The sequence below is a fragment of the Aeromonas sp. S8(2024) genome, assembly GCF_041403085.1.
Taxonomy (GTDB): Bacteria; Pseudomonadota; Gammaproteobacteria; order Enterobacterales; family Aeromonadaceae; genus Aeromonas; species Aeromonas dhakensis.
The window spans coordinates 45,638-58,596 of sequence record NZ_JBGLRF010000002.1 but is presented as its reverse complement, the minus strand read 5'-3'; the positions used below and the strand labels follow the sequence as shown (position 1 = coordinate 58,596).

Here is a 12,959-nt window from a genome sequence, read left to right as displayed (position 1 = left end):
GTTCACTCTCCAAACCGCACGCGGGGATCGACAAGGGCGACGCAGATGTCGGAGACGATATTGCCCACCAGCATCAGCATGGAGGTGATGGCCAGAATGCCCATCACTGTGGGGTAGTCCCGCTCCACGATGGCCTCGTAACCAAGCAGGCCGATGCCGTCGATGTTGAAGATGGTCTCGATGAGGAAGGATCCGCCGAAGAAGACGGTGAGCACAGATCCCAGGTGGCTCGCGATGGGGATCAGGCTGTTGCGCATGGCGTGATCGGTCACCGCCTTGCGAAACGGCAAGCCCTTGGCCACGGCGGTACGTACGTAATCCGCCGACAGGTTCTCCATCAGGCTGTTTTTCATGGTCATGGTGAGGATGGCGAAATCCCCGATGGCATAGGCGATGAGCGGCAGCAGCGCGTGGGCGAAGAGGGTACGGATCTGATCCCAGCTGTTCTCCATCCCGTCAAACTCGTCTCCCGGGAAGCCACCCATGGGCAGCCACTCCAGATGAAACGCGAACACTGTGATGAGGAAGATGCCCACCACGTAGGCGGGCAACGCATAGGCCATGTAGATGAGCATGGAGCTGACTGAATCGAAGCGGGTGTTGTGTCTGAGCGCCTTGGCCACCCCGAGCGGGATGGAGACGGCGTAGCTCAGCAGAAAGGTGGCCAGCCCGAAGAAGGCGGTCACCGGCAACCTGTCCTTGATAAGATCCCACACCGGCTCGTAATAGCGGGTCGACTCGCCGAGATCCAGCACCGCCAGCTTCTGCAGCCACTCCCAATAGGCGACCAGCATGGGCTTGTCGAGGCCATAGAACGCCTTGAGCTCCTCGATCTGCTCGTCGGAGAGCGCCTGCGCCCCCTTGCTGCCGCTGGAGCGACCGGACTCATTCTGGGAAACCTGGGCCTGCAGCAACATGCGTTCGACCGGACCGCCCGGCACGAAACGGGTGATGGTGAAGACGAGCAGGGTGATACCGAGAAACGTCGGGATGATCAAAAGCATCCGACGTAGGAAATACGACAGCATGGTGGAACCTCGTCCTTGTTGTTCTTTTATGGCCAGTCACATCCGGTGACGGGCCCGTCCTTCCTGGCATTACTCACTGAATAGCCGATGATTGACAGACTATCCGCTCGGTCACTGTAAAAGCTCTGCAACAAAAATCAAGTAGAACTAGGGGTGCATTCTGGTCCCGGCTTGTGCAGTGGAATTTATCGTGAGTTTTTTCTGAAATTCGCAACTTCAAGATAAAAAACTACAAGATGAACAACTTAAATAACGTTTAGTAATTCAACAAAACAGATAAAAACCAGCAAATAAATTAAATAAACCATTAAAAACAGCCACTTAAAGCAAACCCCACAAAAGAACACCTTCTCTATATGGCTGCACATAAATAGGTGGCCGGCGCCCAGCCTGAACCTCAGCCGAACACACTACCAAAACAGACAATAATGCTAAAAATACCTAACTCAACAATATAAAACCCAGAAAGACACCACCCTTATCGATAAGTTCAAAATTAATCGATAAACTGGAATCAATTTGCTTTAACAAAACCTTTACATAGGAAAACGTTACCAAATCAGAATAAATCTCTGCCAAATGCGAACAAATAAAACATAGTCATCTTATTACCCGCCACGCCCCCATCCGTACCGCCTCAATTGACGTCAACCGCCAAACCTTGATAAGCCTTACGCATCGCCCCAACGAGGGCGGTATGGAAGCAAACAAAAAAACAACCAGGAAGGATATAAGCGATGCTTAGGAAAAGCAGACTCTCTGCTGCCGTTGCGTTTGCCTTGGCGAGCGCGGCAGTAGTGGCCACCCCTGTCTTGGCCGAAGAAGGCCAAAACGTCGAAAAACTCCAGAAGATCAAGGTTACCGGCTCGCGCATCTCCCGTGTCGACGTGGAAGGCGCCACCCCGGTCGTCGCCATCAGCAAGGCCAAGATCGAACAATCCGGTCAGCAGACCGTGGCCGACTACCTGAAGCAGGCTTCCTACAACTCCTTCGGTAGTATCTCCCCCTCCTCCGGCAGCTCAGCCCAATCCCAGGCCACCGTCAGCCTGCGCGGGCTTGGCTCAGAGCGCACTCTGGTGCTGCTCAACGGCAAGCGGGTCGCCGGCTCTCCTTCCATCGGTGGCAGCTCCATCAACCTCAACTCCATCCCCATGGCGGCGGTGGAGCGGGTTGAAGTGAACCTGGACGGCGGCTCTGCCCTGTACGGTTCCGATGCCATCGGCGGCGTCATCAACGTCATCCTGAAACAGGACTATGAAGGGCTGGAATTCCAGGGCCGTATCGGCTCTCCCACCGAAGAGGGTGGTGACGAGAAGAGCGGTTCCATCGTCAGCGGCATCACCGGGGAGAAGGGTTCCCTGATGATGGTGTACGAGCACGACGTCAAGGATGAGATCTACTACAAGGATCGCGACTACCTGGCGTTGCAGGGCTCGTCTGCTCCCAGCCTGTATGGCCGCAACATCAAGGGGATCGATGCCGCCACCGGCAAGACGGTCACCCGTACCCTGGACGGCATCGACTGCGCCAATACCGGTCCCGGCTTCGTGCCGGTCGGTACAGCCTGCCGCTTCGACTTTGCCCAGGTCGCCGCCAAGACCGCCTCCCGTACCCGGGACACCGTCTATGTCAACGGCCGCTATCACATCAATGACAACGTCGATTTCGTACCCCAGCTGATCGGCTCGCGGGTCACCAGCTTCGGCCGCTTCGCCCCAGCCGCCGGTCCCTTCAGCATCGACGGTACCACTCCGGGCGGCGCCCAGCTGCTGGCCGACAACGGCTTCATCGGCGACAAGGCTACCGTCTACTATCGCTTCAGCAACGTCGGCCCCCGTGACAACGACGTCACCGACATGACCGGCAGCATGAACCTGGGCTTCGAGGGCACATTGCCGACCGAAGCGGTGGGCGATGTGGAGTGGAATGCGGGCTACATGTACTCCAAGACCGACAACAAGAACCGCGGGACCGGCTATGTGCTGAATCCGTCGGTCCAGCAGGAGGTCGACAGCGGCAACTTCAAGAACGGCGAGTTCTCCAGTGCCGCCACCAACAGCCTCTCCTACGACACCAGCCGCACCTCCAAGATGGACTTCTTCCAGTGGTACGGTGGCCTGGGCTGGAGCATGGGCGAGCTGCCGGCCGGCCCCATCGGCTGGTACCTGGGGGCCGAGTACAACGACTGGGTTTACTCCGACACCTATGACAGCCAGTCTGCGGCCGGCAACGTCATCGGCTCTTCCGGCAACTCGGGCAGTGGTGTGCGCGACGTCTTCGCCGCCTACATCGAGAGCCTGATCCCCATCACCGAGCAGATCGAGCTGAACCTGGCCGGTCGTTTCGACAAGTACAGCGACTTCGGCAGCGCCTTCTCGCCCAAGGCGAGCCTGCGCTATCAGCCGCTGGACAACCTGTTGTTCCGCACCTCCTGGTCGCAGTCCTTCCGTGCCCCGGGTCTGGATGACCTGTACGCGGCCGATGCCGACTCCGCCGACTACGCCAAGGACTATGTCTCCTGCCAGGCCAACGGTGTCGCCAACTGCCCGGAAGAGCAGTACACCACGGTTCGCCAATCCAACAAGAACCTGAAGGAAGAGACGGCTGACACCTTCGGCATCGGCGCTGCCTACAGCCCGATCGACGACCTCAACCTCTCGCTGGACTACTACTACATCAAGATTGATGACGTGATCCAGCTGGCCACCACCCAGACCCAGTTCTATCAGGAGCTGAACACTGGCAGCAACCCGAACGTCATCCGCGATGCCAACGGCGATGTGGAGCAGGTTTATGCCGGCATGGTCAACCTGGGCCAGCTCAAGACCAGCGGTCTGGACTTCAAGGCTGACTACAAGTACGACTTCAACGTCGCGACTGTGCGCTACGACTTCGGCAGCACCTACATTCTGAAATACGAAGAGGGTCTGTTCGCCGGCGGTCCCATGGTCGACAAGAAGGGCTGGAACGCCAAGCCTGAACTGCGCTTCAACTCCGGTGTCGGGGTCAATGTGCCGCAGTGGTGGAACATGGATGCCTACCTGAGTGCCAACTACATCGACTCCCAGAGCCAGGACTATGTTGACGGTCGGACCGAGGGCCATATCGCCTCCCAGACCACCTGGAACCTGAACGTCGGTGTTGACACCCCCTGGAACGGCAAGCTGCAAGCCGGTGTGAAGAACATGTTCAACGTAGGCCCCTCGCTCTCCAGCGACGGCTTCACCTACGACGAAGATCTCTACAGCATCGACGGACGCATCGTCTACCTCGACTACACCCAGAAGTTCTAATCAACTCTCGTTGATATACCAACCTAAGCCGGCCCGGTCGGGCCGGCTTTGCCCAACGTCCAAGGAAGTTACGGAGATAGGGTAATCCTATGAAAACAAGGACAATTACAATGAAGAAAGCGCTCCTCGGCAGCCTGGTTTCTGCTGCCTTGCTGACCAGCTTCAATCTGAGTGCCGCCTCTGCCAGCCAGGCAGTGGACGCTCAAGCCGCCACCGACAATGCATCCAAAGTTTCCCAGCAGAAGATCGACAACTACGCCGACTCTGCCGAATCCGCCCTCGCCCAGTACAAGGCCGCTCTGCGCCAGGTCGACAGCCTGCGCACCTACAACGAGCAGGTGGGCAAGATGGTCGAATCCCAGAGCAGCGAACTGGCCTCCATGCAGCGCCAGATCGCCCAGATCGATCAGACCAGCACCGAAGTGGTGCCCTTGATGCTCAAGATGATCGACTCCCTCGATCAGTTCGTCTCGCTGGACCTGCCGTTCCAGAAGGTTGAGCGGGAGGACCGCGTGGCGGCCCTGACCGACCTGATGAACCGGGCCGATGTCACCATCTCCGAGAAGTACCGCAAGATCCTGGAGGCCTATCAGATCGAGGAGGGCTTCAGCCGCACCATCGAGTCCTACAAGGCCAGCCTGGACAAGGATGGCAGCGAGAAGACCTACGAGTTCCTGCGTGTCGGCCGCATTGCCCTGCTCTACCAGTCCCCGGACGGCCAGGAAACCGGCATGTGGAACAAACAGACCCGCCAGTGGGAAGAGTTGCCCCAGGAGTATCGCAGTGCAGTGGAACAGGGCCTTCGCATCGCCAAGAAGCAGGCGCCTCCCGCCCTCATCAAGCTGCCGGTTCAAACTGCGGAGAAAGCATCATGAAAGGAATCAAACTTGCCATCGCCTCGCTGATCGCGGGCGCTACCCTGGTCACCCTGCCGGTGACCGCCGCCGAGAAACCGGTGGATCTGAACGCCCTGCTCAATCAGGTCAAGGCTGCCAGCACCACTGAATCCCAGCTCAACAAGGAGCGGGAAGCCCGCTTCCTGGCCGACAAGAACGAGCAGACCGCCCTGCTGGCCAAGGCCAAGGCCGACCTGGCTGCCGAGACCGCAAGAGGCGAGCAGCTCAAGGCCACTTTTGATGCCAATGACAAGCAGCTGACCGAGCTGACCGAGACCCTGCGCCAGCGTTCCGGCAACATGGGCGAGATGTTCGGCGTACTGCGCCAGTTCGCCGGCGAGTTCAAGGGGATCTTCAACGCCTCCGCCCGTCGGGTCGAGCATCCGGAGCAGACCGCCCTGCTGACCCGCCTGGCCGAGAGCAAGGAGCTCCCCTCCAGCGATGACCTGACCGCCTTCTGGACCACCACCCTCAGCCGCATGGTCGACGGTGGCAAGGTGAGCCAGATCCCGGCCACCGTGGTCTATGGCGAAGGCAACCAGGCCGAGAAAACCGTCACCCAGATCGGCGAGTTCAACACCGTCTCCGAAGGCAAGTACCTGACCTTCGTGCCGGAGACCGGCAAGTTCGAACAGCTCTCCCGTCAACCAGAAAGCAATGTGCTGGAACCGGTCGCCAAGTTTGAACAGGGCGGCGGCAGCGTCGAACCCATCTTTATCGACCCGTCCCGCGGTGTGATCCTCTCCTTGCTGGTGCAGTCGCCAACCCTCAAAGAGCGCATCGATCAGGGCGGCTCCGTGGGTTACGTGATCCTGGCACTGGGGGTCATCGGCACCCTGCTGGCGCTGTTCTGCGGTGCCCGCCTCTCCCTCATCGGCGGCTCCATGCGCAAGCAGCTGAAATCCGATCAGATCATCAAGGGCAACCCCATCGGCGAGATGCTGGGCGCCTACCAGGCGCACCGTGGCGACAACATCGAGGATCTGGAGTCCAAGCTCGACGAGATCATCCTGCGCAACGTGCCCAAGTTCGAGAAGGGCATCAGCATCATCAAGCTGATCGCCTCGGTGGCACCTCTGCTGGGTCTGCTGGGTACTGTGGTCGGGATGATCGCCACCTTCCAGGCCATCACCCTGTTCGGTACCGGCGATCCCAAGTTGATGGCAGGCGGTATCTCCGAAGCCCTGGTCACCACCATGCAGGGTCTGGTGGTCGCGGTGCCCATGCTGTTCCTCTACACCATAGTGCAGACCCAGAGCCGCCGTCTGATCCAGGTGCTGGAAGAGCAGAGCGCCGGCTTCGTCGCCCGTTATCAGGAACGTCTGCACGCCTCCAAAGCCGCAGCGTAAGGAGTCACCCATGTGGTTCTGGTTGATTGAAGAAGTCGAGTCGGTCCGCCGGTTTCTGGGATTGGGGGGCGACGTGCTGGTCGCCCTGTTCTTCCTGACCCTGATGATGTGGGCCCTGCTGCTGGAGCGCTGGTTCTACTTCATGGCGGTCTACCCCCAACAGGTGAAGCAGACCAAGGCCGCCTGGCTGGCCCGCAGCGATCACCTCTCCTGGTCTGCCAGGCAGATCCGCCGCGAGCTGGTCTCCCGGGTGGCCATGGCGGTGGACAAGGGGATGCCGGTCATCAAGGTGCTGATCGCCCTCTGCCCGCTGATGGGACTGCTCGGGACCGTGGTCGGCATGGTGCAGGTGTTCGACACCCTGGCCATCACCGGCACCGGCTCACCGCGGGCAATGGCCTCGGGGATCTCCAAGGCGACGGTACCGACCATGGCGGGCATGATTGCCGCCCTTTCCGGTCTGTTTTTTGTCAGCCGGCTCGATCACAAGGCCAAGCTGGCCGTGCAGAAGCTGGAAGACAACCTGAAACACGGCTGATGCAGGATGCACTCCCCCGCCGGGCCCGGTTCTGGCGGGGGCACAGAACAAGCAAGGAGTTTTTGCCATGAGAAAACGTCACAGCGACAGCAGTGCTGATGAGGCGGCCATCGATTTGACCCCCATGCTGGACATAGTGTTCATCATGCTGATCTTCTTCATCGTCACCACCTCGTTCGTCAAGGAGTCCGGCGTGGAGATCAACCGCCCGAGCGCCAGCACGGCCGAAACGGTGAAGAAGGGGAACATCATGGTCGCGGTCCGCGAGAACGGCCAGGTCTGGGTCGACAAGCGCATCGTCGAAGTGGGTGCCGTGCGTGCCAACATCGAGCGGCTGCGGGCAGAGAACCCGGAGAGCGCCGTGGTGATCCAGGCCGACAGCGAATCCCGTTCCGGTCTGGTGGTCCAGGTCATGGATCAGATCCGCATGGCCGGTGTCCAGAACATCTCCATCGCCGCCGACAAGAGCAGCTGATGCCGGAGCGAATGCCATGAGATACCTGATATCGTTAGCGGTCTCCTGCGTGGTGGTGTTCTTCCTGTTCCTGGGAATGAACAAGCTCATCACGCCGGATCACCGGGAGCTGACGGAGAAGGAGGACGTCACCATGACCGACTTCATTCGCCTCAAGCCTCAGGAGACCCTGCAAGAGAGACAACGTGAGCTGCCCAAACCGCCGCCCCCGAAACGCCCGCCGCCCCCTCCCGAGATGGAAGTGGCGAGCACGGATCGGCCGCAGATGGAGAGCTCGCCGATGGACATGCCCAAACTCGACATCCCGGTCAACATCGGCGGCGGCAACGCCCTCGGTGCCTACAGTACCGGCGGCGGTGGTGGCGGCATGGGTGGCAACAACGGCGCCATTCCGCTGGCGACCTTCGAGCCCATGATGCCCCGCAAGGCGGCGCTGGCCGGCCTCGCCTCCGGCAAGGTGCTGGTGGAATTCACCGTCACCGAGCGCGGCACCGTCAGCAACGTGCGGATCGTCAAGGAAGAGCCACGCAGCTACGACCTCGGCAAGGCAGCGCGCCAGACCATCGCCAAATGGACGTTCAAACCGGCCATGGTGGATGGCAAGCCGCAGGCCAGTCGCATGCAGCAAGAGATCGAGTTTGCGACCAACTAAGGAAGGTGGCGATGAAAAAGTTACACACCCTGATCCTCGCCCCGGTCGCCATGGCGGTGCTGCTCAGCACCGCCGGTTGGGCCGCCGAGCAGCCCGCCCTCTCTGACCGCGCCTACCGCGCGGTCAACAAGGCGCAGGCACTGATCACCGAGAAGAAATATGGCGAGGCCAATGCCAAGCTGCAGGAGGCGCTGTCCGGCGCCGGCGAGCGGGTCTACGACAAGGGGGTCATTCTGCAGACCCTGGGCTTCGTGGCGGCGCAACAGGAGAAGTACGGTCAGGCGACCAAGTACTTTGCCGATGCCATCGCCACCGGCGGGCTGCCCCAGCCGGTGGCCCAGCAGGTGCGCTACAACCTGGCCCAGCTCTACATGGCGGAGGGGAACTTCAAGGCCTCCATCAGCACCATGAACCAGTGGTTCGCGAACCTCGGCAAGGACGAGAAGCCGACCCCGCACGCCTACATCACGCTGGCCAACGCCCATGTGCAGCTCAAGCAGTATCGGGAAGCCATTCCGGCGGTGGACAACGCGATCAAGCTCTCCGCGGGCAAGGCGCCGGAGTCCTGGTACCTGCTGAAGATGGCGGCCCACTACGAGCTGAAGCAGTACAAGCCGGCTACCGAGGTGCTGACCGCACTGGTCGACCGCTACCCGGAGAAGAAGAAGTACTGGACCCAGCTGTCGGCCATGCACATGCAGGCGGGCAACGATGCCAAGGCCCTGGCGGCGCTGGAAGGCGCCTACAACCTCGGCATGCTGACCGAAGCCAGCGAGCTGCAGCGCCTCGCCAACTACCTGGCCTTCGCCGGCATTCCCCACCGCGCCGCCCGCGTGATGGAGAAGGCGATGAAGGAAGGGACCATCGAGAGCAACGCAGCCAACTACAAGACGCTCGCCAACTACTGGCACCAGGCCAAGGAGCTGGACCCGGCCATCGACACCCTGGCCAAGTCCTACAAGCTGGCCCCCAGTGCCGATCTGCAGCTCAAGATGGCGCGCATGATGATCCAGAGCAAGCGCTACCAGGATCTGGTGGCCTTCGCCGCCAAGCCTGCCGCCAACGCCAGCGGCGAGCAGCGGGCGGATCTGAAGTTCCTGACCGGGGTTGCCTATTTTGAGCAGCAAAAGCCGAAGGAGGCACTCTCCGCCTTCACCCAGGCTGCCCAAAACGGTAACGTCAGCGGTCGCGCCTCCCCCTGGATCAGCTTCTTGAAAGAGCAGCAGGGCGGCGCCGTCACCCAGTAACCAAGCCGCGTGCCGACCGGGGCCATCCCTCGGCAAGGCACGCAACAACACCCGGCAGGACGGGCTCCCGCCCTGCCGATCAACAACAAGGGGATTACCCCGCAGATTGCCTTGGTGGCAATTGGCCGCTCCCCGGAGCGGTCTTTTTTATGCCCAACCTTTATTACCCCGCCATAAAAAAATCCGGAGCCTGGGCTCCGGATTGGGTCATTGCCTTGCGAGAGAACAGGCTTGGCAGAGTGCCGGCCTGCCTCTCAAACGGTCATCAGTAGCTACACACCAGTTTCCAGCTGCCGTCGCCCGCTCTGAGCTCGCTGCTGGTACAGCAGCCTGGACAACTCAGTAGCTGCATACCAGTTTCCAGCAGCCATCGCCCGCTCTGAGCTCGCTGCTGGTGCGGCAGCTTGGACAACTCAGTAACTGCATACCAGTTTCCAGCTGCCGTCGCCCGCCTTGGGCTCGCTGCTGGTCCACCAGTTGGCCTGCCAGACCACCTTGTTGTTGGTCATACGATCACCACCGTTGGCGTGATCCCCCTGCGGCCAGGTCGGATAGGCCTTGTAGGCGGCCGGATTGACGTTCTGGCTGCTGCAGGTGCTACCGCCCGGGTTCTCACCGCCACCACTGCTGCCCAGCACGGCCTCCGGCAGGGTCGGGAACTCGGCCTTGAGACCCGCAGTCTGGGTGCCGCTGATGATGCGGATACCGCTCGGCACACCGGCGGCCGGCAGATAGTAGGTCATCGCCACTTCCACGTCGCTGCCCGGCGCCCACGCCTTCCAGGTCGGCAGCGTGAAGGCCGCCTTGTGGAAATCCTTCTCGCCCGCGATGCCGTCGGAGTTCTGGTTGCCGCCGCTCTCCACCACTTTCAGCCCCATCCCGCTCTGGTCGGTGATGGTGTCGGAGGTGGAGGTGGGCACCAGGAACTCGATGCGGGTACCGCCCGGAATGGTTTGGGTCGAGTTGTTGGTGAGTTTCAGGGTCGGGTTGATCGGGTAGTTGGAATCCCCCTCCTTGAAGCCGGAGAGGCTCACCGCGATGTCGAGCTGGGCGGTTGGCGCCGCCAGATCGTTCTGCCTGGTGTCGTACTTGGTCGCCTTGGCAAACTTGTCGTAGGCGAGCGTGGTCAGCGTATCCCCCATGCCGTACTCGTTCTTGGCCGGATCGAAGGCGTAGTCACCCGCCATCTCCCAGAACATGACCCCGCCCAGGCCCCGCTTGATGATGTAGTCGAGCTTGTGGCCCATGGACTCTTCATCTTCGGTGGAGAGGAACACCTTCTTCTCTTCGTTCCACAGCCAAGGCGCCTGCGCCTTGTCATCGTAGTAACGCACGTACTTGCCCTGCATCACGTGAGCCGGGTTGTTGGGATCCAGACCCCAGGCCTGGCCGTAGCTCGGCATGGTGGTGATACCTAGGCTGGCGGCGTTCTCCAGGTTCTTGGCGTGCCACATGGGCACGGCACCGCCGCCGATCTCCTTGCCGTTCTTGTCGAGATCGTGCCAGATGTTGTCGATGCCGACCGCCCCGTTGCCGCACGGAATGGTGCTGCCACCGGTGCCCGGCTGACAATCGCTCTGGCTCGGCAGTGCTGCCTTGCCGCCCAGGCCGTGAGTACCACCGCTGACCCCTTGCCAGCCGCGGGTGTAGTAAGGCACGCCCACGTTGATCTTGCCGGCCGCCAGGGCGCCACGGAAATAGTGGGCAGACCAGGCCGCGTTGAGGTAGCCGATGCCGCCAAACTGGCTCTGGGTATAGACGCCCCAGTGAGCGAGTTCGGCATCCGCCTTGTTGTCGAACAGGGCGGCGTTGTGACCGACGAAGTTGTTCCAGGCGCCGTGGAAGTCGTAGGTCATCAGGTTGACGTAGTCGAGGTACTGGGTGACCTGGAAGTTCTCCATGCCGCGCAGCAGGTAGGCCGAGGCCGGCGAGGCGATGGTCAGCATGTACTTGCGACCATCCTCGCTGCCGGCGCTGTCGAGCTTGCTGCGCAGGGTCTGCATCAGCACCTTGTAGTTGGCAAACAGCTTGCCGCGGCACTGGTTGGAGAGCGGGAAGTCGTTGGGGTTGCCCGCATCCTTCATGGAGGTGGGGTACTCGTAGTCCACGTCGACCCCGTCAAAGCCGTACTGACGGATGAAGCTCACCGCCGAGTTGGCAAAGGCGTTGATGCCGTCGGTGTTGACCGAGCAGTCACCCTTGGTGGTGGCGGTATAGAAGCCGCGGGTATCGGCCCAGCCCCCCACCGAGATCAGGGTCTTCACGTCCGGATACTGCTTCTTGTACTTGGACAGCAGGTTGAAGTGGCCCTGGTAGGCGAACTCAGGATCCATCTCGGCACCCGGCACCCCGTCCCAAGTCATCTTGGTGGCCGAATCGTCCACCTTGATGGTGTGGCTCTGCTCGTCCACCGCCGCGAAGGCGTAGTTGATGTGGGTGATCTTGTCCCAGGGGATGTCGCTCACCAGGTAGGAGGGCAAGCCGTTCTTGCCGGTACGCCAGGAGGTGAAGTAGCCGATGACCCGGCGGGCGTGATCATCCCCCATGCACTCGTAACCGTCCGGGCGGTAGATCTGACGGATATCGCAGGAGAGGTTGCCACCGGTGGGCGGCAGGGCGGCCTCTTCCACCTGCACGTCGATCTGGGCCGATTCGCCGCTCAGGTTCTCCTTGTCGGTCGCCACCAGCTTGAGGCCGGCCAGCCCCTTGCTCTGGGGCGTCCAGTTCACCTGCCAGGGGGCACTGGTGTCCTCCCCGACCTTCTTGCCATCGACGAACAACTCGACCTTGGCGACGTCGTCGTTGGCATCGGTGACGTTGCCGCTCACCGCCACGCTGCGACCCAGGGTCACCTTGGCGCCGGCGGCCGGGCTGCTGATGCTAACCTTGGGCGCCTCTGGCGCCACCACGGCGGCGACCTTGAAGCTGGAATCCGCTTCGCTCAGCACCTTGCCGTCTTTATCCAGCGCCCGCGCCTTGAGGGCGTGGGCGCCGACACCGGCGGCACGCCAGCTGCCGTTCCAGGGCGAGGCACTCGCCGTGGCGACCAGGGTGCCGTCGATGAGGTACTCGACCTTGACCAGCGCCGTCACCGGGCCGCTCAGGGTCACCGCCAGCGCCACGCTGGCCCCTTCGTTGACACTGGCGCCGGCGCTCGGCGAGCTGACGGCCACGCCGAGCGCCGGGGGCGGCACCTCGCCGCCATAGAGTTTCCAGGCATCGGCCCAGACGACCCCGACACCGGGCTCATAGTGATAGGGCGAGGCCCCGCACCAGCCGGAGTAGGGAAATTCTTTGCACTCATAGAGATTGCCGACGTTGCTGACAATGTCGCCGGCCTTGTAGGCGGTACCGGCCTGATAGGCGGGATAGGCGGCCTGTGCCCAGGCGGGCATGGCAGCCAAAGCCACCAGCATGGCAAGCCTGCTGGGCCTTAGGGTCTGTTGCATATTGTTATCTTCCTTGTTTTGTCTTGGCATTG

At 61.4% G+C, this 12,959-nt stretch carries 9 protein-coding genes; 7 read left to right on the top strand and 2 right to left on the bottom strand.

Annotation, left to right across the window (positions count from 1 at the left end; translation table 11 throughout):
• Positions 1 to 2: 2 nt before the first annotated feature.
• On the bottom strand, positions 3 to 1,028 hold the full coding sequence (locus ACB031_RS04850) for an ABC transporter permease subunit (RefSeq protein WP_010633023.1): 1,026 nt from the start codon (positions 1,026 to 1,028) through the stop codon (positions 3 to 5).
• Positions 1,029 to 1,765: 737 nt separating this feature from the next.
• Between ACB031_RS04850 and ACB031_RS04845 the strand changes: the two genes are divergently transcribed.
• From ACB031_RS04845 to ACB031_RS04815, 7 genes are all read left to right on the top strand, one after another.
• Positions 1,766 to 4,321, top strand: coding sequence for a TonB-dependent receptor (locus ACB031_RS04845; RefSeq protein ID WP_371139135.1), 2,556 nt, complete (start codon positions 1,766 to 1,768; stop codon positions 4,319 to 4,321).
• A 110-nt stretch (positions 4,322 to 4,431) separates the two neighbouring features.
• Complete coding sequence (locus tag ACB031_RS04840; RefSeq protein WP_005297842.1) at positions 4,432 to 5,196, top strand: DUF3450 domain-containing protein; 765 nt, start codon at positions 4,432 to 4,434, stop codon at positions 5,194 to 5,196.
• Positions 5,193 to 6,566: a MotA/TolQ/ExbB proton channel family protein gene (locus tag ACB031_RS04835; protein WP_005297840.1), complete on the top strand. Its 1,374-nt coding sequence runs from the start codon at positions 5,193 to 5,195 to the stop codon at positions 6,564 to 6,566. Before ACB031_RS04840 ends, ACB031_RS04835 begins: the two co-directional genes overlap by 4 nt.
• 10 nt (positions 6,567 to 6,576) lie before the next feature.
• Positions 6,577 to 7,104 (top strand): MotA/TolQ/ExbB proton channel family protein, encoded by a 528-nt coding sequence (locus ACB031_RS04830; RefSeq protein WP_005297834.1) that lies wholly within the window; start codon positions 6,577 to 6,579, stop codon positions 7,102 to 7,104.
• A gap of 67 nt (positions 7,105 to 7,171) precedes the next feature.
• Positions 7,172 to 7,579, top strand: a complete 408-nt coding sequence (locus ACB031_RS04825; RefSeq protein ID WP_005297833.1) for a biopolymer transporter ExbD — start codon at positions 7,172 to 7,174, stop codon at positions 7,577 to 7,579.
• Positions 7,580 to 7,595: 16 nt separating this feature from the next.
• Complete coding sequence (locus tag ACB031_RS04820) at positions 7,596 to 8,231, top strand: energy transducer TonB (RefSeq protein WP_005297832.1); 636 nt, start codon at positions 7,596 to 7,598, stop codon at positions 8,229 to 8,231.
• An 11-nt stretch (positions 8,232 to 8,242) separates the two neighbouring features.
• Positions 8,243 to 9,478, top strand: coding sequence for a lipopolysaccharide assembly protein LapB (locus ACB031_RS04815; RefSeq protein WP_010633016.1), 1,236 nt, complete (start codon positions 8,243 to 8,245; stop codon positions 9,476 to 9,478).
• 413 nt (positions 9,479 to 9,891) lie between these two features.
• Here ACB031_RS04815 and ACB031_RS04810 read toward each other — a convergent pair whose 3' ends face one another.
• The gene (locus ACB031_RS04810) at positions 9,892 to 12,894 is read right to left on the bottom strand and encodes a glycosyl hydrolase family 18 protein (protein ID WP_371139400.1); all 3,003 of its coding nucleotides are present in this window, start codon (positions 12,892 to 12,894) and stop codon (positions 9,892 to 9,894) included.
• Between the last annotated feature and the right edge of the window lie 65 nt (positions 12,895 to 12,959).

Coding starts and splice junctions, on each gene's coding strand:
- ACB031_RS04850 (WP_010633023.1), bottom strand. CDS start 1,028: ATGCTGTCGTATTTCCTACGTCGGATGCTTTTGATCATCCCGACGTTT.
- ACB031_RS04845 (WP_371139135.1), top strand. CDS start 1,766: ATGCTTAGGAAAAGCAGACTCTCTGCTGCCGTTGCGTTTGCCTTGGCG.
- ACB031_RS04840 (WP_005297842.1), top strand. CDS start 4,432: ATGAAGAAAGCGCTCCTCGGCAGCCTGGTTTCTGCTGCCTTGCTGACC.
- ACB031_RS04835 (WP_005297840.1), top strand. CDS start 5,193: ATGAAAGGAATCAAACTTGCCATCGCCTCGCTGATCGCGGGCGCTACC.
- ACB031_RS04830 (WP_005297834.1), top strand. CDS start 6,577: ATGTGGTTCTGGTTGATTGAAGAAGTCGAGTCGGTCCGCCGGTTTCTG.
- ACB031_RS04825 (WP_005297833.1), top strand. CDS start 7,172: ATGAGAAAACGTCACAGCGACAGCAGTGCTGATGAGGCGGCCATCGAT.
- ACB031_RS04820 (WP_005297832.1), top strand. CDS start 7,596: ATGAGATACCTGATATCGTTAGCGGTCTCCTGCGTGGTGGTGTTCTTC.
- ACB031_RS04815 (WP_010633016.1), top strand. CDS start 8,243: ATGAAAAAGTTACACACCCTGATCCTCGCCCCGGTCGCCATGGCGGTG.
- ACB031_RS04810 (WP_371139400.1), bottom strand. CDS start 12,894: ATGCTGGTGGCTTTGGCTGCCATGCCCGCCTGGGCACAGGCCGCCTAT.